Raw genomic sequence first — 18778 nt, 5'->3', positions numbered from 1 at the left:
TCCGTCGCCGATGGCGTGCCTCCGCGCGCCTGTTGCGATCATCTCTTTCATGAAAGCATCGGAACTCCGTCAGAAATTGGCGGGTAAAGCTTGTCCTGGCTAATGAAATTTCATATCCTATATCGCAACAATATCGCACTCGGCATTCTTCCGGAGGTCCAATACTTGAGCGGCGAAATGTAACGACAATTCTGTCGGGCGATTTGTGCGGGTTTCCTTCAGGCCCTGACATGCGACTACAGGATGAGGAGCGCATTTTCGTGCGCCGTGTAACGCGCTCGTCACAGCGGCGGCGGGCAACGCAATCAGGCTTCGGGTCTTCGCATAGACGGGGCAAGGAACCTTATTTATGCGCGGTCACCAATCTGTTTTGCTGATTGTCGAGGACGACTTCCTGGTTCGTCTCACCCTTGTGGATGCCCTGGGCGATCTTGGCTTCGAGGTGCTGGAGGCGGAGGACGCGAGGGCGGCACTGTCTATCCTCTGCGACCATCCCGAGATCGACCTGATGCTGACGGACATCAACCTGCCGGGCGGTTCGGATGGTTTTGCCCTGGCCCGCGCCGCACGCGTGATCCGTGCTGGCCTGCCGATCATCTATGCCTCGGGACGTTACAGCCGGGCCGAACCAAAGCAGCAGGTGCCAGGCTCACGCTTCATCGCCAAGCCCTTCACCCCGACCCTGGCTGCCGCGGTGATCTCCGATTTGATGGGAGCCGAGCCCACCCATGGCCAGATCCGGCCGGAGCGCCTGGGGCTCGACCGCCGTATCTAGAACGGCTTTGCTCGCCCTGCTTGCTGTCCGATCGCGCAAAGCCTTCCGACCAGGTGATTCCACCTGATCGGGGCTTGCTCTGGCGCCCGGTGCCTCGAGCCTCCTTAGTTTACCGCCCGGTCCACTGACCGGCCCAGCCGCTCCACCGGGCCGCGCGGCGGGTCCACGGTGTCCCGCACCCGCTCGCCGGCACGGTCGAGGCTGCGCCCAGCCCGCTCCGCGGGACCCGAACGCTCGCAGGCAGCGAGCGACATCATCAGCAGGGCAGGGATGATCAGCAGTCGCAGCAGGGTCGGCATGCAATCCTCTTTCACGATACGATGGCTGCTTCATCGCCTGACCGGCACGGAAGTTCATCGAAGCAAAAGGGGGGAGAGATGCTCGATCTGACAGGGAAGGTCGCCTTCGTGACCGGCGCGGGCTCGGTCGGCCCGGGCTGGGGCAATGGCAAGGCAACGGCGGTGCTGCTGGCCCGGCAGGGCGCTCAGGTCTTCGCCCTCGACATCGAACCCGCGGCGGTCGCCGAGACGGCGGCGATCATCGAGGGCGAGGGCGGCATCTGCGCCACCCATGTCTGCGACATGCTGGTCGCCGAGGCGGTCGAGGCCGCCGTCGCCGCCTGCCTCGCGCGTTTCGGCCGCATCGACATCCTGGTGAACAATGTCGGCGGCTCGCATCCCGGCGGGCCGGTGGACATGCCGGAGGAGGTCTGGGACCGCCAGATCGACTTCAACCTGAAAACCCCGTTCCTCGGCTGCAAATACGTGCTGCCGGTGATGGAGGCGCAGGGCGGCGGGGCGGTCGTGAACATCTCCTCCGTCGCCGCGCTGCGCATGGGGGCAGGGCGAATCCATAGCGGCTATTCGGCCAGCAAGGCCGGCGTCATCGCCTTCTCGAAATCCGTCGCCATGGGCTATGCGCGCCGGGGTATCCGCTGCAACACGGTGATCCCCGGGCTGATGCACACGCCGCTGGTGGAGCATCGCCTGGTCCGCCAGCTCGGCGCCAATGATGCGGAGGCGCTGATCGCCAGGCGCCATGCCAGCGTGCCGGTCGGTCATATGGGCAGCGGCTGGGACGTGGCCCATGCCGTGCTCTTCCTCGTCTCCGACGAGGCGAAGTACATCACCGGCACCGAGCTCGCCGTGGATGGCGGCTTCACGGCGGCGGGGCCTGTTTAGAGTAAGCTCCTATCAGGGAATCGCCTGACAGGAGATACTTGCTCGACCAGGCAACAAGCTGGAGCGGCTTCCGTGAGCCGATGCGAACGGAAGCCGCTTTGGGTCCGGCCGTGCCAGCTGCGGCTCAGGGCCGCAGTGCCTCGGCTGGCGACCAGCTGCGGCTCAGGGCCGCAGTGCCTCGGCTGGCGACCAGCCGCGCTCGAGCCGCTTGCAGAGCCGGCGGTAGTCGATGCCGGTAGCCGCCGCGGCGGCGGAGAGGCTCACCATGCGCCCGCGATAGGGGATGAAATGCCGCGGCGTGCCACGGCGCGGTGGCGCATGTTCCCAGGCGCAGTTGGCCGGTGAGAAGCCGCGCGATTCGTTGAGCCGTACCAGTCGGTGCTCGGGGCTCGGCCGCGGGCCGAGATCCTCCAAGAATGCGGCATAGCCGCGCCCGCCGGAGGCCCGCCAGCGGCGGCAGACCGAGGCCTCCTGCTGCCGGTGCAGCAGGCCCTGCCAGACATGGTACTCGGGTGCCACCCGCCCGCCGGACTTGCCGCCATGACGGAACTGCCGCTCCCGCGAGGCATCGTCGCGCAGGCAGCCACAGCTCAGCGTGGTGCCGGCCTTCAGCCTGTCCTCACGCACCGTGGCGCTGCCGCCGCAGGCACAATCGCAGAGCCAGCGGCGCCGGGCGAATCGGCCGCGCCAGAAATACGGGGTGTCCTCATGCGATACCACCAGACGGCCAAAGCGGAGGCCGCTGCGGATCGTATCGGTCGCCATATGCGCGTTTCCCACCAGAGTCTCTTGTGACGATCTTGCGTCACAAATCGGCATGTCATGCTTCACATGCCGCTCAGGGAGGTTGGCTCAAGGAGGGTTGAAGCGGGGTTAATGGCGCGGTGGTAGGGGCGGCCGGACTCGAACCGGCAAGGCCTCGCGGCCGGGGGATTTTGAGTCCCCTGCGTCTACCATTCCACCACGCCCCCAGCGCCCCGAAGCATAGCACGAATGGCCCGCCGCTGCGAAGCGGGGGGCACCCGATCCGGCGCCCAAGGCCCCCATGCCATGACCCACGCCCGCCCCTCGGCCTCCGGGGCGCCGCGACTTCAGCGCCGTACCAGCGGGCACTCGCTCTCGTCCAGCGGCCGCGCCGCGACCTCGGCCGGGATGGTGGCGACGCTGCGGTAGTAATCCCATGGGCCGGTGCTCTCGGCCGGCGACTTCACCTGGAACAGCGTGAAGTCCCTCAGCACCCGGCCATCCTCGCGGATGCGCCCCTCCCGGGTCATGAAATCGTTGATCGGCATGGCGCGCATCTGCGCCGCCACCTTGTCGGCATCATCCGTCCCGGCCGCCTGGATGGCGCGGAGATAGTGCAGCGTCGCGGTATAGACGCCGGCCTGCGGCATGGTCGGCATGCGACGCATCGTCTCGAAGAAGCGGCGGGACCAGCTGCGCGCCTCCTCGTTCATGTCCCAGTAGAAGCTCTCGGTCAGCATCAGCCCCTGCGCATCCTGCAGGCCGATCGCGTGGATGTCGGTGAGGAAGACCATGATGCCGACCGGCGTCATGCTGCGGAACAGCCCGAAGCTCGCCGCCTGCTTGATGGAGTTGGACAGGTCGCCGCCCGCATTGGCGAAGGCGATCACCTTGGCGCGCGAGGCCTGGGCCTGCAGCAGGAAGGAGGAGAAATCCGCCGTGTTCAGTGGATGCCGGACATTGCCGACCACCCGCCCGCCATTGGCGCGCACCACCGTGCCCGTATCCCGCTCGAAGGCATGGCCCACGGCGTAGTCGACGGTGAGGAAGAACCAGCTGTCGCCGCCCCGGCGCAGCACGGCGTTGCCGGTGCTGGTGGCGAGCGCATAGCTGTCGAAGGCCCAATGGATGCCATAGGGCGAGCAGGCCTTGCCCGTCAGGTCGGAGACGGCGGCGGAGCTGAAGATCACCAGCCGCTGCTTCTCCCGTGCCACCTGCTGCACCGCCAGCGCTATACCTGAATTCGGCAGGTCCATGATGACGTCGATGCGGTCCTGGTCGTACCAGCGCCGCGCCAGCGCCGTGCCGACATCCGGCTTGTTCTGGTGGTCGCCGGCGACCACCTCGATCGGCCGGCCGAGCACCTGCCCGCCGAAATCCGCGACCGCCATGCGCGCCGCCTCGACCGAGCCGGGCCCCGCCAGGTCGGCGAAGAGGCCGGTCTGGTCGTTCAGCACGCCGATGCGCACCATGTTGTCGGTGAATTGCGCCCGTGCAGGCACCGCCAGCGCCAGCATGGCTGCCAGCCAAAACCCCATCCGCATCGCCCCAAACCTCGTCGTCCAGAAGCCTGCCGTGGCTGCCGCTTGTTGGTCTTGGGGCACCGCCGCGGCTGCGGTGCCCGTTCAGGCTACTCCGGCGCCGTCTTCAGCGCCGGCGCGTCGAGCCCATAGCCCGAGAGTACGCCATCCACCATGCCCGTGGCGCGCCCCCAATCATAGCTGCGGAATGAATGGCCCTTCGGCACGAAGGGAGCCCCCGCATAGAACAACTCGTACTGCGCATGACGGGAGGCGAATTCGCTCCCCACCGCATCCCAGGCAAGGCGGAAGAACTTCACCCGCTCCTCCGGCGCGACGGCGGGCGAGCGCTGCGTCCGCCCGATGATGGCGCGCAGCTCGGGATCGGCGAAATCCTCGATGCCCGAGGGCAGCATGATCATCCCGCCTCCCGCCAGCTCGCGCAGCGTGCCGACCACCTTGCCGTAGAGCTGCTGCGTCAGCACCTGGGCCGCATAGAGCAGGTGCCGGTCTGGAATGAAGTAGTGCCCGTGGAAATGGCCCTTCGCCTCCATCCCGGCGACCATGCCCTCGACCATCGCCGCCTCGGCTGCGAGCTGCCCGAGCATCTCCCGCACCTGCGGGAAGCCGAGCGTCCCGTTCACCTCGGCGATCCGGCGGCCGAGCCCGGCCAGGAAGCGCAGCTTCACCATCAGCCGCACCTGCGACTGGTAGTTCTGGTAGACATGCGCCGGCGTCGCATGGAACTGCCTGCCGCACAGGGCGGTGTCGCCGGCGACGAACACCCGCTCCCACGGCACCCGCACATCCTCGAACCACAGCACCGCGTCGTTCTCGTCGTAGCGGCTGGCCAGCGGGTTGTCGAAGACGCTCACCGCCTCCGCCTCGTAGGACTTGCGCGAGAGGATCCTCAGCCCCGGCTGGCTCATCGGGATGACGAAGGAGAGGGCGAAGGGCTCGTCGGCGCCCGCCTGCAGCGGCTGGATGCAGGAAACGAAGACCTCATTCGCCATGATCGCGCTGGTCGCCAGCATCTTGGCGCCACGCACGGTGATGCCGCCGGCATCCTGGTCCACCAGCCGCAGCACCAGGTCCTCGGCTTGGCCGGCCGCGCCCTGGCCGCGATCGGCCTGCGGGTTGATGATGGCGTAGGTCAGGTAGAGGTCATTGTCCCGGGCGTAGCGGTAGTAGTCCTGCAGTGCCCCTGCCGCCCGCGCATCGAAGGCCTCGATCCCCATCACCATGCCGGAGATGCAGGAGGCGACATGGTCCGGCGAACGGCCGAGGAAGCCGCAATGGCTCTCCGCCCAGCGCTCCAGCGCCATGCGCCGGTGCACCAGCACCTCCCGGCTCTCCGGCAGCTCCCACATGCGGGAGACGGGGCGGCCGGTCTCCGGGCTCCTGAAGGTCAGCAGCTCCTGCAGCGCCGGATCGGCATTCAGGTCGAAGAGGCCGGCCGCCGTCGCCACTGCCTGGCGGAAGGCCGGATGCGCGGTGACATCCGCCACCCGCTCCCCGCGATAATGCAGCGCCCGCCCGTCGCGCAGGCTCTCTAGATGGTCGCGGCCGGTCTTCGGGGTCATGCGGCATCCTCCCGCTCGATCAGGGCAAGCGCCGCATCGCCATCCGCCACCATCCGGGGCAGCAGGGTGGCAAGGCGCCGAAAATCATCGGCGTCGAGCGCGGCAAAGAGCGCGTCATTTACCGGCGCCTGGACCGGCGCCAGCCGCGCCAGCGCCGCCCGCCCCGCCGGGGTGACGGAGAGCACCACCCGCCGCCCATCGCTCGGATGCGGCCGCTTCTGGACGAAGCCGAGGCGTTGCAGGCGCGCCATCTCGGTGGTGACGAAGGCGGTCGAGACATGCAGATGCGCCGCCAGCGCCGCGATCCCTGGCGCCTCCGCCTCCAGCCGGGCCAGGGCGATCAGCAGGGTATAGGCCGCCCCCGGCAGGCCGATCCGCGCGGCGAAACCTGCCCGGACCGAGGTCAGCCGGTCGGCGAAGGCGAGGAGTTCATGCACGAAGACCCGAAATTCCCGGTCCGTGCCATCGGGCATCAGGGCCGGGCGGGTGACCGTCGCTGCCATCGGTGCTCCGTCAAGGGTCGCTAAGTAGCTTAGCGAATTTCGTCTCGGTGCCGCAAGCCTTGCCAGTACCCGGCGCGCATTGTTCAGTCGCCTCCAAGGAATGATCGGAGGAAATTGGATGACCATCTCCCGCCGGGCCCTGCTTGCCGCGCCTGCCCTGTTGCCCGCCCTGGCGCAGGCGCAACCTGCCTGGCCCGACCGCCCGGTGCGTCTCGTCGTCGCCTTCCCGGCCGGCAGCGTGACCGACACGCTCATGCGCCACCTCGCCGAGCCGCTGGGCCGCGAGCTCGGCCAGCCGGTCATCGTCGACAACCGGCCGGGCGGCAGTGGTGTCGTGGGCACCGACAGCGTCGCCCGCTCAGCGCCCGATGGCCTCACCTGGTGCGTGCTGAGCACGACGAACGGCGCACTGAACACCTATCTCGTCCCCCGCCTGTCCTATGATCCGCTGAAGGATTTCACCCCGATCGGCTTCGTCGCCGAGACCGCCTATGTCCTGGTCGTCCCGGCCGAGAGCCCGGCGCGTGACCTGCGCGGCTTCCTCGACCTGGCGAAGCGCCGCCCGCTCACCTTCAGCCATGGCAATTCCAGCGCCCTGATCGCCTCGGCCACCCTGGCCCGCATGGGTGGCGTCGAGATGACGGCGGTGCCCTATCGCGGTGGGCCGGAGGCGCTGACCGATGTCATCGCCGGCCGTATCGACAGCACCTGGACCGATTTCGCCGCCGGCATGCCGCAGGTTCGGGAGGGGAAGGTGCGGGCGCTGGCCGTCACTTCGCCGCAGCCCTTCCCCCTGGCGCCGGAGATCCCGCCGGCGGCGAGCCTGCTGCCGGGCTACGGGCTCTCCGCCTGGTTCGGCATGGCCGCGCCGGCGGCGACGCCGGCGCCCATCATCGCCCGCGCCAATGCGGCGATGAACAAGGCGCTGGCCGCGCCGGACTTCATCGCGAAGGTCGGCCGCCTCGGCTATGTGCCCCGTGGCTCGACGCCGGAGGAGTTCCGGACCTTCCTCCGCGCCCAGATCGAGGAACTAACAGCCCGTGCCAAGGAGGCGGGGCTGGAGCCCGGCTGATCAGCCGGGCTGCGCCTCCCGTCGCGGTGCCAGGCGCAGCACCGAGGCGCCCGCCAGCCCGGCCAGCATCGAGCCGATGAGGATGCCGATCTTCACCTCGGCCTGCAGCAGCGGCTCCCCCTCGAAGGCGAGCATGCCGATGAAGAGGCTCATGGTGAAGCCGATGCCACAGAGCAGGGCGGTGCCGAGCAGGTGCATCCAGCCGGCGCCCGTCGGCATCTCCGCCCAGCCGAGCCGGATCGCGGCGGCAGCCGCCCCGAATACGCCGATCAGCTTGCCGACCAGCAGGCCAAGCGCGACGCCGAGGGTCAGCGGATCGACCAGCGCTTCCGCCGTCAGGCCGTCGAAGGAGACGCCGGCATTGGCGAAACCGAAGATCGGCACGATGGCAAAGGCAACCGGCACATGCAGCCCATGCTCCAGCCGGTGCAGCGGTGAGGCGGCGAGGTCATCCGCCCCGCCCGGCCGGTTGCGCAGCGGGATGGTGAAGGCCAGCACCACGCCGGCGACGGTCGCATGCACGCCGGAGCGCAAGGTCAGCCACCACAGCACCGCGCCCAGCAGCAGATAGGGTAGCAGCCGTACCACGCCGGCCCTGTTCAACCCGAACAGGGCCGCGGCCACCAGCGCGGCGAGGCCGAGATAGGGCAGGGCGATGTCGCCGGTGTAGAAGACCGCGATGATGGCGACCGCGCCGAGATCGTCGAGGATGGCGAGCGCCGTCAGGAAGATGCGCATGGAGGCCGGCACACGCGACCCGAGCAGCGCCAGTACCCCGAGGGCGAAGGCGATATCCGTCGCCGCCGGAATGGCCCAGCCGCGGAGCGTCGTCGCATTCCCCGCATTGAAGGCGACATAGATCAGTGCCGGCGCCGCCATGCCGCCCGCTGCCGCCAAGCCCGGCAGGATGCGCCGTCCCCAGCTGGCGAGCTGGCCATCGAGCATCTCCCGCTTGATCTCGAGCCCGACCAGCAGGAAGAACACCGCCATCAGCCCATCATTGATCCAGTGCAGCAGGCTGAGCGGGCCGAGATAGGTCTCCAGCGCGCCGAAATACGGGGCGGCCAGCGGCGAATTGGCGATGATGAGGGCGAGCGCCGCCGCTGCCATCAACACCATCCCGCCCGAGGCGCTGTTCGAGAGGAAGTCCCGCAACAGGGATCGGGCTCGGCGCGAAACAGGCATCACTGGCGTATCCGGCATGGCAGGGTCCCATCAATCGGCCCGGCCCTGCTGACGGAAAGATGGATAAAGTGCAACCTGAGGCGCCTGACAATCGCGCCAGCCAGCAACTCACCCTTCGATCCAGGCGACGGCCCGGATCGGGCTGCCGCTGCCGCCCTTGATCTTCAGCGGAAAGCCAATGAAGCGGAACCGGCCACGGCCGACCAGCCTGTCCAGATTCACCAGCCCCTCGATATGGGTGAAGCCCATGTCGCGGCAGACATGGTGGACCTCGAAATTGGCCCGCCCCGGCCGGCCCGGGCTCACCGCCTCCACCCCGAACATGCGGATGCCCTTCTGCCCGAGCCAGGTGGCGCTGGCCTTGGTCAGGCCGGGGAAGTCGGTGATGTAGCCCTCCGTCCCCCAGGTGCGGCGGTAATGGTCCATATGCAGAAGAACCGTGTCGCCACGACGGATCTCGACGCCCGCGGCGCGTTCGGCCGCCTCCAGGTCCTCGACCGAGATCTCGCTCCTGAGCGGCTTGTGCGAGAGGTCGAGGCAGACCGCCTCGGTGAAGAAATCCTCGAGCGGCATCTCGTCGATGCCGCGCGCCCCCGGCCGCTCGTCGAAATGCACCGGCGCATCGACATGCGTGCCGGAATGGTCGCCCATGTTCAGCGACATGACCGCGGAGGAGAAGGTGTAGCCATCAACCTCCCGCTTCTCCTCATGGGTACTGAAGGGGGCGATGATGACCATGGGGTGGTTCGGCAGCCGCGGCATCTTGTGAGTGATCTCGCGGGAGAGGTCGATCAGCGGCATGGTGGGCGCCCTCGTCAGGTGGGGTGGCGAGTATGGGCGGCGCTCCCGTCCTGGCAATCCACGCGCCGGCCGCATCTGGCACCGACATTGCATCGCAGCGTGGGTACCTGCCTCTCCGGCGGGCACCGCCAGCGCATGGCTCGGGCGATAAGGTCGGGCCTGCGCGGGAGGCTGTCTTGCTGTAAGCGGTCCCCAGCCGTCCCACCCAGGACCTCCGGATACCTCCATGCCGCTGCACGTCGCCCTGAACCACCGCACCAGCTATCGGTACGAGCGCGCCATCACGCTGGGGCCGCAGACCATCCGCCTGCGCCCGGCGCCGCATGCCCGCACGCCGATCGTCAGCTACGCGCTCACCATCGAGCCGAAGCCCCACTTCCTCAACTGGATGCAGGACCCGCAGGGCAACCACCTGGCGCGCGTGGTCTTTCCCGAGCGCGTCACTCATTTCGACGTCACGGTCGATCTCGTCGCCGACATGGCGACGATCAACCCCTTCGACTTCTTCCTTGAGCCCGAGGCCGAGACCTGGCCCTTCAGCTACGATCCGGTGCTGGAGCAGGAGCTCGCCCCCTTCCGCCGCATGGAGCCGGCAGGCCCGCTGCTCTCGGCCTTCCTTGCCGAGATCCCCCGCGGCGAGCAGCCGACCGTCGACATGCTGGTCGGGCTGAACCGCCGCATCCAGGAGCGCACCGCCTATGTGGTGCGCATGGAGCCTGGTGTCTGGACACCGGAGGAGACGCTCGGCAATGCCCACGGCTCCTGCCGCGACAGCGCCTGGCTGCTGGTGCAGGCGCTGCGGCATCTGGGCTATGCCGCGCGCTTCGTCTCCGGCTACCTGATCCAGCTCGTCGCCGACCAGAAGCCGGTCACCGGCCCCGAGGGCCCGACCTCCGACTTCACCGACCTGCATGCCTGGGCCGAGGTCTATCTCCCCGGTGCCGGCTGGGTCGGGCTCGACGCCACCTCCGGCCTGATGACGGGGGAGGGGCATATCCCGCTCGCCGCCAGCCCGGAACCTGCCTCGGCGGCGGCCATCAGCGGACTGGTCGAGAAGGCGGAGACCGAATTCGACTTCGCCATGTCCGTCACCCGCGTCCGCGAGACGCCGCGCGTGACCAAGCCCTATACCGAGCGGCAGTGGCAGGACATCCTCGCCCAGGGCGAGCGGGTGGATCGCGCGCTTCAGGCCGGCAATATCCGCCTCACCATGGGCGGCGAGCCCACCTTCATCGCCGCCGATGACATGGACGCGCCGGAATGGAACACCGATGCGCTCGGCCCCACCAAGCGCCGCTATGCCGGCCGCCTGTTGCGCCGCCTCGCCGAGCTCTGGGCACCGGGCGCCGCGCTGCAATACGGCATGGGCAAGCAGTATCCGGGCGAGCAGTTGCCGCGCTGGGCGCTGCACGCGCATTGGCGCCGCGATGGCGAGCCGGTCTGGAAGGATGCCTCCCTCCTCGCCTCGGATGACGATACCGATACGGCGACCGCGGCGGATGCCGCGCGCTTCGCCGAAATCCTCGCCGAGCGGCTGCAGGTGGACCCGGCCCTGGTCAACCCGGCGCATGAGGACATCCATTACTATCTGTGGAAGGAACGGCGCCTCCCCGCCAATGTCGTCGCCGAGGATGCGAAGCTGCGCGACCCGCTGGAGCGCGCCCGCCTCGCCCGTGTCTTCGGCCAGGGCCTCGCCGCCCCGGTCGGTAGCGTGCTGCCGCTGCGCCGGGTGATGGAGGAGGGCCAGCGCCGCTGGCAGTCGGGCCGCTGGTTCTTCCGCGACAACACCCTCTTCCTCATTCCTGGCGACAGCCCGATCGGCTTCCGCCTGCCGCTGGAAAGCCTGCCCTGGGCCGACCCCGCCAGCATCGAGGGCGAGTTCGGGGTCGATCCCTTCGCGCCGAAGAAGGAACTGCCGCCTCACCGCGCCTTCGAGCGGCTGCGCGGCAGCAGCACCATGGGTGCCGGCGCCGAGGGCTTCCGCCCGGTGCCGCAGGACCTGCCGGTGGTCGGCCGCGGCGAGCCGGGCCTCGTCCGCACCGCGCTGACCGTCGAGGCGCGCGATGGCAAGATTCACGTCTTCTACCCACCCCTTGCCGCCGCCGAGGATTGGCTCGACCTCACCGCCGCCGTCGAGGCGACGGCCGGGGAGGCCGGGCGCAAGGTTGTGCTGGAAGGCTATCTCCCGCCCCATGACGAGCGGCTGAACCATTTCTCCATCACCCCCGATCCGGGCGTGATTGAGGTGAACATCCATCCCAGCGCCTCCTGGGCGGAGCATGTCGGGCGCACCGAGGTGCTCTATGAGGAGGCGCGCCAGCTCGGCCTCGCCTCCGAGAAATTCATGCTCGACGGGCGCCATGTCGGAACCGGCGGCGGCAACCATGTGGTCATGGGCGCTGCCTCCCCCACCGACAGCCCATTCCTCCGCCGCCCCGACCTGCTGAAGAGCCTGCTCGGCTTCTGGCACAACCATCCGAGCCTTTCCTACCTGTTCAGCGGCCTCTTCATCGGTCCGACCAGCCAGCATCCGCGCGTCGATGAGGCGCGGCAGGACAGCATCGCCGAGCTGGAGGTGGCCTTCAGCAAGATCGAGCCGGGCAAGGAGACGCCGCCCTGGCTGGTCGACCGCCTGTTCCGCAACCTGCTGGCCGACATGACCGGCAACACCCACCGGACCGAGTTCTGCATCGACAAGATGTACGCGCCGGAGAGCAGCTCCGGACGGCTTGGCCTGGTCGAGTACCGCGCGCTCGAGATGCCGCCCCATGCGCGGATGTCGGCGGCGCAGATGCTGCTGATGCGGAGCGCCATCGCCGCCTTCTGGCAGCAACCCTATGAGCGCCGGCTGATCCGCTGGGGCACCCGGCTGCATGACGAGTTCATGCTGCCGCATTATGTCGAGCAGGATTTCCGCGACGTGCTGGGGGAGCTGCAGGGCCTCGGCTTCCCGCTCGACCCTGCCTGGTTCGCCCCGCACCTGGAGTTCCGCTTCCCCCGCATCGGCGAGGTGACGCTGCGCGGCACCAGCATCGAGCTGCGCCATGCCCTCGAGCCCTGGCATGTGCTGGGCGAGGAGCCGGCCGCTGGCGGCACTGCCCGCTACGTGGACAGCAGCACGGAGCGGCTGCAGGCCCGCGTGGCGGGATGGGTCGCGGAACGCTATACCCTCGCCTGCAACGGATACGAGGTCCCGCTGGTGCCGACCGAGACCCAGGGCGAGTATGTGGCGGGCATCCGCTTCAAGGCCTGGGACCCGCCCTCGGCCCTGCACCCGACCATTCACGCCCAGGGGCCGCTGGTATTCGACCTCTATGACCGCTGGACGGGGCGCAGCCTCGGCGGCCTCACCCACCATGTCTCGCATCCCGGCGGGCGGAACTACGCCACCCTGCCGGTGAATGCGAACGAGGCCGAGGCCCGCCGCCGCACCCGCTTCCAGCCCTTCGGCCATACCCCCGGCCCGATGGCACCGCCTGCCGCCGTGCCTGCGAAGGAGGCGCCGCGTAGCCTCGACCTGCGGCGGGTCGGCTAGGTGCCGGACGGCGCCCCGCTGGATGAGATGGTGGATGGCGCCGGCGGCTTCCGGCCCCATTGGCGCCCCCTGCTCGGGGCGCTGGCCGATCTCGGACGGGGGGTGCTGGCCGAGCGCGCCCTGCTCATCGACCGCTTCTTCGCCGATGAGGGGGTGACCAGCCTCCTCGCCCCGCAGGATGGCACCCCCGCCACCTCCTGGCGCTGCGATCCGATGCCGCTGATCCTTCCGGCCGCTGAATTCGCCACGCTGGAGGCCGGCCTCGCCCAGCGCGCCACGCTGCTGGAGGCGGTGCTGCAGGATGTCTATGGCCCGCAGCGCCTCCTGGCCGAGGGGGCGCTGCCGCCCGCCCTCATCCACGCCAACCCGGCCTTCCTCCGCCCCTGCCGGGCGCCGGAAGGCCGGCGCGACGGGCCGCTGCTGCATCTCTATGCCGCCGACCTGGTCCGCGCCCCGGATGGCGACTGGCGCGTCGTCGCCGACCGCACGGCGAGCCCGACCGGCCTCGCCCATGTATTGGAGAACCGCCGCGCCCTCTCCCGCCACATGCCGGAATTCCTCCGCTCGCGGGAGCTGCGCCAGCTCGGCCCCTTCTTCGATATCTGGCAGGACGCGTTGCAGGACCTGGCCCCCGGCGCGCCCGGCGGCAATCCCGGCGTCGCCCTGCTGACCACCGGCCATGCCAGCCCGCTCTGGTTCGAGCAGGTGATCCTCTCGCGCGAACTGTCCTGCGCCCTGGTCGAGGGCGGCGACCTGACGGTACGCGACGGCGTGCTCTACCTGAAGACCCTGCGCGGCCTGCAGCGCGTGGATGTCCTGCTGCGCCGGCAGGACGGCCGCACCATCGACCCGCTGGAGCTTGAATCCAGCATGGCGCATGGCATCGCCGGCCTGCTCGACGCCGCCCGCGGCGGCGCGGTGAAGATCGTCAACGACCCGGGCACGGGCTGCGCCGAGGCGCCTGGCCTTGCCGCCTTCCTCCCCCGCCTTGCCCCGCGCCTGCTGGGGGAGGCGCTGCGGCTGAAGGGCGCCCGCACTCTGTGGCTCGGCGAGGCCGAGGCCCGCGCCGAGGCCGAGGCGGATCTCGACGCCTGGCTGGTGCGCCGGGCCGTGGACGGCACCATCCATTCGCTCCGCCCGTCCAGCCTGGAGCCCGAGTCCCGCGCCGCGCTGCTCGCCCGCATCGCCGCCGCGCCGCAGGACTTTGCCCTCTCCGAGGTGCTCACCCCCTCGGTTGCTCCCTGTGTCGGGGCGGAAGGGCTGGTGCCGCGCCCGGTCATGCTGCGCCTCTTCCTCGTCTTCGACGGCCGGGGCTGGCGGGCCTTGCCGGGTGGCCTCGTCCGGGTGCTGGACGAGGCGCGGCCCGGCCCCACCGTCACCAAGGATGTCTGGATTCCGGCCGAGGAGGATGCGGCGATCCAGGGGCCGCGCGGCAGCGGCTTCGCGCCGCTGCCGATTCGCCGCACCTCAGGCGAGTTGCCGAGCCGCGTCGCCGACAATTTCTTCTGGCTCGGCCGTTACCTGGAGCGGCTGGAGAGCGCCGCCCGCCTGCTGCGCGCCGGTGCCAGCCGGCTCAGCCGCGCCTCGCCGACACCGCGGGAGCTCGCCGAGCTCCGCAGCCTCTTCGCCTGCCTCGTCCGTGCCGAGCTGCTGGATGCCGAGACCGCCAAGGCCGGGGCGCATGGGCTGGGTGCCCGGGCGCTGACCCGCGCCCTGCTGCGGGCCATGTGCGAGGGCGGGCCGGTCGCTGCCCAGCTCGGCCGCGTCTCGCACCTGGCCGAGCTGCTGCGCGACCGGCTGACCGGCGAGATGCAGCTCGCGCTGCATCAGGGCCTCCGCCAACTCGCTGCCCAGATCCGCCCGGTGCCGCAGGCGCGGGAGGAGACGCTCGGCCTCGAGCGGCTGGAGGAGGCGAGCAACGCCATCCTTTCCTTCGCCGCGACCGTCGCCGGCCTCGCCGCCGAGAACATGGTGCGCGGCGGCGGCCGGCTCTTCCTCGATCTCGGCCGCCGGGTGGAGCGCGCCCAGGCGATCGCCGCCGAGATCGCCCGCGCCCTCGACCAGCCCGGCGCCGCGGCCCAGCCGGCCCGGCTGGAACCCGGGCTGCGGCTGGCGTTGGAGCTGCGGGATTCGGTGATCACCTATCGCAGCCGCTACCTGACTGCCCTGCAGGCCGGGCCGGTGCTCGATCTCGTGCTCGCCGATGAGGGGAATCCGCGCGGCCTGGCCTTCCAGCTGGCCGCCGCCCGCGACATGCTGGTGGAACTGGATGGCGATGCCGAGTCCCCTCTCGGCCTCGCTGCCGGGCAATTGCTAAAGGATGCGAGGGCCATGGTGCGGGATGTCGCGACTGCAGCGGCGCAGGCGGAGGTGGCGCTGGGCCTTCCGCCGCGGCTGCGCGCGATGGAGGGCGCCGTCGCGGCCCTCTCGAACCGCATCGCCCGCCGCTACTTCACCCTGCTGCCGGCGGCGCACAGCCTCGGCCCTGCGGCCCCGGGCGGTCGGCTGCGCGGCGCCGCGTGATCTACAGCGTCCGTCACAGCACGCGCTACGACTATGGCAGCACCGTGGACCTCGCCGCGCATCTGCTGCATCTGAGGCCGCGCGACCTGCCCGGACAGCGCGTGCTCTCGGCGGGGATCACCGCGGTGCCCGCTGCCTCCCGCCGGCGTGACGCGCTCGACCATTTCGGCAACCACGTCACCTGGCTCTTCCTCGACCAGCCGCATGCGACTTTCGAGGTGGTGGGGGAGGCGGTGGTCGAGGTCGGCTTCCCCGCCCCGCCGCCGGCCGCCGCGACCCTGCCCTGGGAGCGGGTGGCCGCCTGCGCCCGGGCCGGCGGCCCTGCCGCCTGGCAGGCGGCCGAATTCACCTTCGACAGCCCGATGGTGCCGATCGAAGCCGCGGCCGGCGCCTATGCCGCCGAAAGCTTTCCGAGAGGCCGCCCGGTGCTGGAGGGGCTGCTGGAGCTGAACACCCGCATCCGCCGCGAATTCGCCTATCGCCCCGGCGCCACCAGCCTGGCGACGCCGGTGGCCGAGGTGCTGAAGCGGCGCCAGGGCGTCTGTCAGGACTTCTCGCATGTGATGATCAGCGCGCTGCGGGCGCTCGGCCTACCGGCACGCTATGTCTCCGGCTATATCCGCACCCTGACTCCCCCTGGCCAGCCGCGGCGGCGCGGCGCCGACCAGTCGCATGCCTGGGTGGGATGCTGGCTGGGACCGGAGCATGGCTGGGTGGATCTCGATCCGACCAACAACGCGGTGGTGCGGGACGAACACCTCGTGGTGGGCTGGGGGCGCGACTATGCCGATGTCAGCCCGGTCAGTGGCGTGGTGCTGGGCGGCGGGGCGCATGGCCTGACGATCGGCGTGGACCTCGAGCCGCTGGCAGTGGAGGCGGCGGGCTGAACGGGGCGGAACCATTGGGCCTTCGGCGCGTCCTGCCCGCGCCGTGCGGCCGGCGCCGCTCCGGTTCTGCGACAAGGTCCCCCCATGAAGCTCTTCCATTGCCAGGCCTGCGCCCAGGTTCTGTATTTCGAGAACATCCGCTGCGAGCGCTCCGGCCATACGCTGGGCTTCCTCTCGGATAATATGGACCTCTCCGCCCTGGAACCGCTCGAGACGAGTGCGGAGGGCACCCAGCTCTGGCGTCCGCTTGCCATGCCCAATTCCCGGATGCGGCTCTGCGCCAATGCGCAGTACGAGGCCTGCAACTGGCTGGTGCAGGCAGATTCGGAGGAGGTCTTCTGCGCCACCTGCCGGCACAACCGCACCGTTCCCGACCTCACCGAGCCCATGAACCTGTTCGCCTGGCAACGCTGGCAGAGCGCGCTGCACCGGCTGTTCTATACGTTGAGCCGGCTGGGCCTGCCGCTCGCCAACCGGGTGGACGACCCGCAGCATGGCCTCGTCTTCGACGTGCTGGCCGATCCGCCGGACGGGCCCAAGGTGCTCACCGGGCATGACGAGGGCATCATCACCCTCGCCCTCTCCGAGGCCGACGATGCCGAGCGCGAGCGCCGTCGCACTGCCATGGGCGAGCCCTACCGCACCCTGCTGGGCCATGTCCGGCACGAGACCGGGCACCACTACTGGGACCTGCTGGTGCGCGATGCGGGGCGGCTCGAGGATTGCCGTGCCGTCTTTGGCGATGACAGCCAGGATTATGGCCAGGCGCTGCAGGCGCATTATGCCAATGGCGCCCCGCCGGATTGGCAGGATGCCTATGTCAGCGCCTATGCCACCGCCCACCCCTGGGAGGATTTCGCCGAGACCTGGGCGCATTACCTGCATATCGTCGACACGCTGGAGATGGCCGCCGCATTCGGTCTCCGCCTCCGCCCGCGGCTGCCCCAGGCTGAGCAAACGGCCGAGGTGCTGGCGGCTAAGATCGACTTCGACCCTTATGGAGCGGTAACGATCGAGGAGTTGATCGAGGCCTGGCTGCCCCTGACCTATGCAGCGAACAGCCTGAACCGCTGCATGGGGGCGCCGGACCTCTATCCCTTCGTGCTCTCGGCCCCGGCCATCGCCAAGCTCGGCTACATCCATGCGCTGGTACGGGGAGGCGAGCTTGTTGGCGGGCCGGCACGATGATGTCACGGCACTGGAACGGGAAAGCTTTGCTCGAGAGCAACCTATGGGTTAACATCTCGCAGTTTTTAGGCGAAACTGTCCCGCGTTTCACAACTCGTGAGAGAAATGGCAAAACTTGATGCTACATTAATCGCGGGTCATGACACTCTGTCATCCGCGACTGGAACCCCCCTGGACCTCGCCCGGCAGGAGCCGAGGCCCAGCCGTGGGGGAGAGCCCCTTCCCATGATGACGATATGGGCAGAATGTACCGTTTCGGCCGCGCATCGCTTTGCCGACTACGATATGCATGGCCATACCTATATCGTTCGGGTCTCGATACGGGAGGCGGAGGACGGCTTCCTCAACGCCGAGACCTTCCGCGACGAATTGCTGCGCATCCGCCGCGGCGTCGACCACCGTTGCCTCAACGACGTGCTGGAGACGCCCACGATGGAGGAGCTGGCGCGCTGGTTCGCGCGGGAATTGCGCAAGGAGCGGTACGACGTCACCGAGGTGCAGATCAGCCGACCCGAGGGGCTTGGTTGCCGCCTCGTGCTCGCTGGTTGAGCTCGGGTTGCGATCCTTGTCGATATCGTAAAATACGACGCTGCAAAGCCTCCCCTTTCTCGTTTATATGGTTTGGGTCCCACCGGCTCGGCATCCGGATTGAACCGGTTGGTCAGGCGGTGGGGCTGGTCGAAGTCTGGGGACTGGCGGCCATGATCGCAGCCAAGAGGGCAGGTCGAAGGATGCAGCAGATCGAGCGACGCCGACTGATGCTGGGGCTCAGCCTTTCGCCCCTGGCCTTCAGCGGTGCTTCGGCCCAGCCTGCCTCCCCTTCGGCGCAGCCCGCGCCGCCTCTGCCTGCGCCATCCGGACGGGTCATCCTGTCGGTCTCGGGCCGGATCGGCGTGACCAATGACGGCGATGCCGCCCGTTTCGACCGCGCGATGCTGGAGGAGATCGGCATGACCTCCTTCACCACCGCGACACCCTGGTATGACGGCCCGGTCACCTTCGAGGGCGTGCCGATGGCCAGGCTGCTGCAGCGGATCGGCGCCCAGGGCGAGTCGGTGCGGGCTATCGCCCTCAATGACTATTCGACCGAAATCCCGATCGCGGACTTCGCCCGCTACGACGTGCTGCTGGCGCTGAAGCGCGACGGCCACTACCTCACCGTGCGGGACAAGGGGCCGCTCTTCATCGTCTACCCCTATGACTCGGACCCGGCGCTGAAGTCCCCCCGCTACTATGGCCGCTCCGCCTGGCAGCTGGCGCGCCTGGTCGTCCATTAGCCGA

The 18778-nt window shown here is 69.4% G+C and carries 16 protein-coding genes and 1 tRNA gene; 9 read left to right on the top strand and 8 right to left on the bottom strand.

Annotation, left to right across the window (positions count from 1 at the left end; translation table 11 throughout):
* The first annotated feature begins 349 nt into the window (after positions 1-349).
* Complete coding sequence (locus tag BLR02_RS23485; RefSeq protein ID WP_090664842.1) at positions 350-775, top strand: response regulator; 426 nt, start codon at positions 350-352, stop codon at positions 773-775.
* A gap of 104 nt (positions 776-879) precedes the next feature.
* On the opposite strand, the gene BLR02_RS23480 is transcribed toward BLR02_RS23485, so the two are convergent.
* Positions 880-1074: a hypothetical protein gene (locus tag BLR02_RS23480; RefSeq protein ID WP_143018258.1), complete on the bottom strand. Its 195-nt coding sequence runs from the start codon at positions 1072-1074 to the stop codon at positions 880-882.
* Between the two features lie 78 nt (positions 1075-1152).
* Here BLR02_RS23480 and BLR02_RS23475 point away from each other — a divergent pair, with 78 nt between their 5' ends.
* Complete coding sequence (locus tag BLR02_RS23475; protein WP_090561291.1) at positions 1153-1956, top strand: SDR family NAD(P)-dependent oxidoreductase; 804 nt, start codon at positions 1153-1155, stop codon at positions 1954-1956.
* Between the two features lie 162 nt (positions 1957-2118).
* Here the strand turns inward: BLR02_RS23475 and BLR02_RS23470 are convergent, their stop codons facing one another.
* The 5 genes from BLR02_RS23470 to BLR02_RS29735 form a co-directional block, all read right to left on the bottom strand.
* Positions 2119-2721 carry a hypothetical protein gene (locus tag BLR02_RS23470; RefSeq protein ID WP_090561293.1) on the bottom strand — a complete coding sequence of 201 codons (603 nt, stop codon included), beginning with the start codon at positions 2719-2721 and terminating at the stop codon, positions 2119-2121.
* 120 nt (positions 2722-2841) lie between these two features.
* Positions 2842-2927: transfer RNA gene (locus tag BLR02_RS23465), tRNA-Leu, on the bottom strand.
* 120 nt (positions 2928-3047) lie between these two features.
* Positions 3048-4238: an ABC transporter substrate-binding protein gene (locus BLR02_RS23460; protein WP_218128036.1), complete on the bottom strand. Its 1191-nt coding sequence runs from the start codon at positions 4236-4238 to the stop codon at positions 3048-3050.
* Between the two features lie 92 nt (positions 4239-4330).
* A complete protein-coding gene (locus BLR02_RS23455; RefSeq protein ID WP_090664840.1) occupies positions 4331-5803 on the bottom strand; it encodes a 4-hydroxyphenylacetate 3-hydroxylase family protein in 1473 nt (490 codons plus the stop codon).
* Positions 5800-6306 carry a MarR family winged helix-turn-helix transcriptional regulator gene (locus tag BLR02_RS29735; protein WP_176849765.1) on the bottom strand — a complete coding sequence of 169 codons (507 nt, stop codon included), beginning with the start codon at positions 6304-6306 and terminating at the stop codon, positions 5800-5802. The genes BLR02_RS23455 and BLR02_RS29735 overlap by 4 nt, the downstream gene beginning before the upstream one ends.
* Positions 6307-6424: 118 nt before the next feature.
* Between BLR02_RS29735 and BLR02_RS23445 the strand changes: the two genes are divergently transcribed.
* Positions 6425-7378, top strand: coding sequence for a Bug family tripartite tricarboxylate transporter substrate binding protein (locus BLR02_RS23445; protein ID WP_176849764.1), 954 nt, complete (start codon positions 6425-6427; stop codon positions 7376-7378).
* Here BLR02_RS23445 and nhaA read toward each other — a convergent pair whose 3' ends face one another.
* Positions 7379-8563 (bottom strand): Na+/H+ antiporter NhaA, encoded by a 1185-nt coding sequence (nhaA, locus tag BLR02_RS23440; protein ID WP_342670592.1) that lies wholly within the window; start codon positions 8561-8563, stop codon positions 7379-7381.
* A 108-nt stretch (positions 8564-8671) separates the two neighbouring features.
* Positions 8672-9364: a cyclase family protein gene (locus tag BLR02_RS23435; protein ID WP_090664837.1), complete on the bottom strand. Its 693-nt coding sequence runs from the start codon at positions 9362-9364 to the stop codon at positions 8672-8674.
* A 226-nt stretch (positions 9365-9590) separates the two neighbouring features.
* Between BLR02_RS23435 and BLR02_RS23430 the strand changes: the two genes are divergently transcribed.
* From BLR02_RS23430 to BLR02_RS23405, 6 genes are all read left to right on the top strand, one after another.
* Positions 9591-12899 (top strand): transglutaminase family protein, encoded by a 3309-nt coding sequence (locus tag BLR02_RS23430; protein WP_090664836.1) that lies wholly within the window; start codon positions 9591-9593, stop codon positions 12897-12899.
* Positions 12900-15422, top strand: coding sequence for a circularly permuted type 2 ATP-grasp protein (locus tag BLR02_RS23425; protein WP_090664835.1), 2523 nt, complete (start codon positions 12900-12902; stop codon positions 15420-15422).
* Complete coding sequence (locus tag BLR02_RS23420) at positions 15419-16309, top strand: transglutaminase family protein (RefSeq protein ID WP_090561308.1); 891 nt, start codon at positions 15419-15421, stop codon at positions 16307-16309. The genes BLR02_RS23425 and BLR02_RS23420 overlap by 4 nt, the downstream gene beginning before the upstream one ends.
* 84 nt (positions 16310-16393) lie before the next feature.
* Positions 16394-17497 (top strand): zinc-binding metallopeptidase family protein, encoded by a 1104-nt coding sequence (locus BLR02_RS23415; protein WP_090561310.1) that lies wholly within the window; start codon positions 16394-16396, stop codon positions 17495-17497.
* Between the two features lie 228 nt (positions 17498-17725).
* Positions 17726-18046: a 6-pyruvoyl trahydropterin synthase family protein gene (locus tag BLR02_RS23410; RefSeq protein ID WP_176849763.1), complete on the top strand. Its 321-nt coding sequence runs from the start codon at positions 17726-17728 to the stop codon at positions 18044-18046.
* A gap of 182 nt (positions 18047-18228) precedes the next feature.
* On the top strand, positions 18229-18774 hold the full coding sequence (locus BLR02_RS23405) for a molybdopterin-dependent oxidoreductase (protein ID WP_218127351.1): 546 nt from the start codon (positions 18229-18231) through the stop codon (positions 18772-18774).
* Positions 18775-18778 lie beyond the last annotated feature (4 nt).

Origin of the sequence: Belnapia rosea, assembly GCF_900101615.1 — a bacterium.
Classification (GTDB): Bacteria; Pseudomonadota; Alphaproteobacteria; order Acetobacterales; family Acetobacteraceae; genus Belnapia; species Belnapia rosea.
This window is presented reverse-complemented; position numbering and strand designations above follow the sequence as displayed.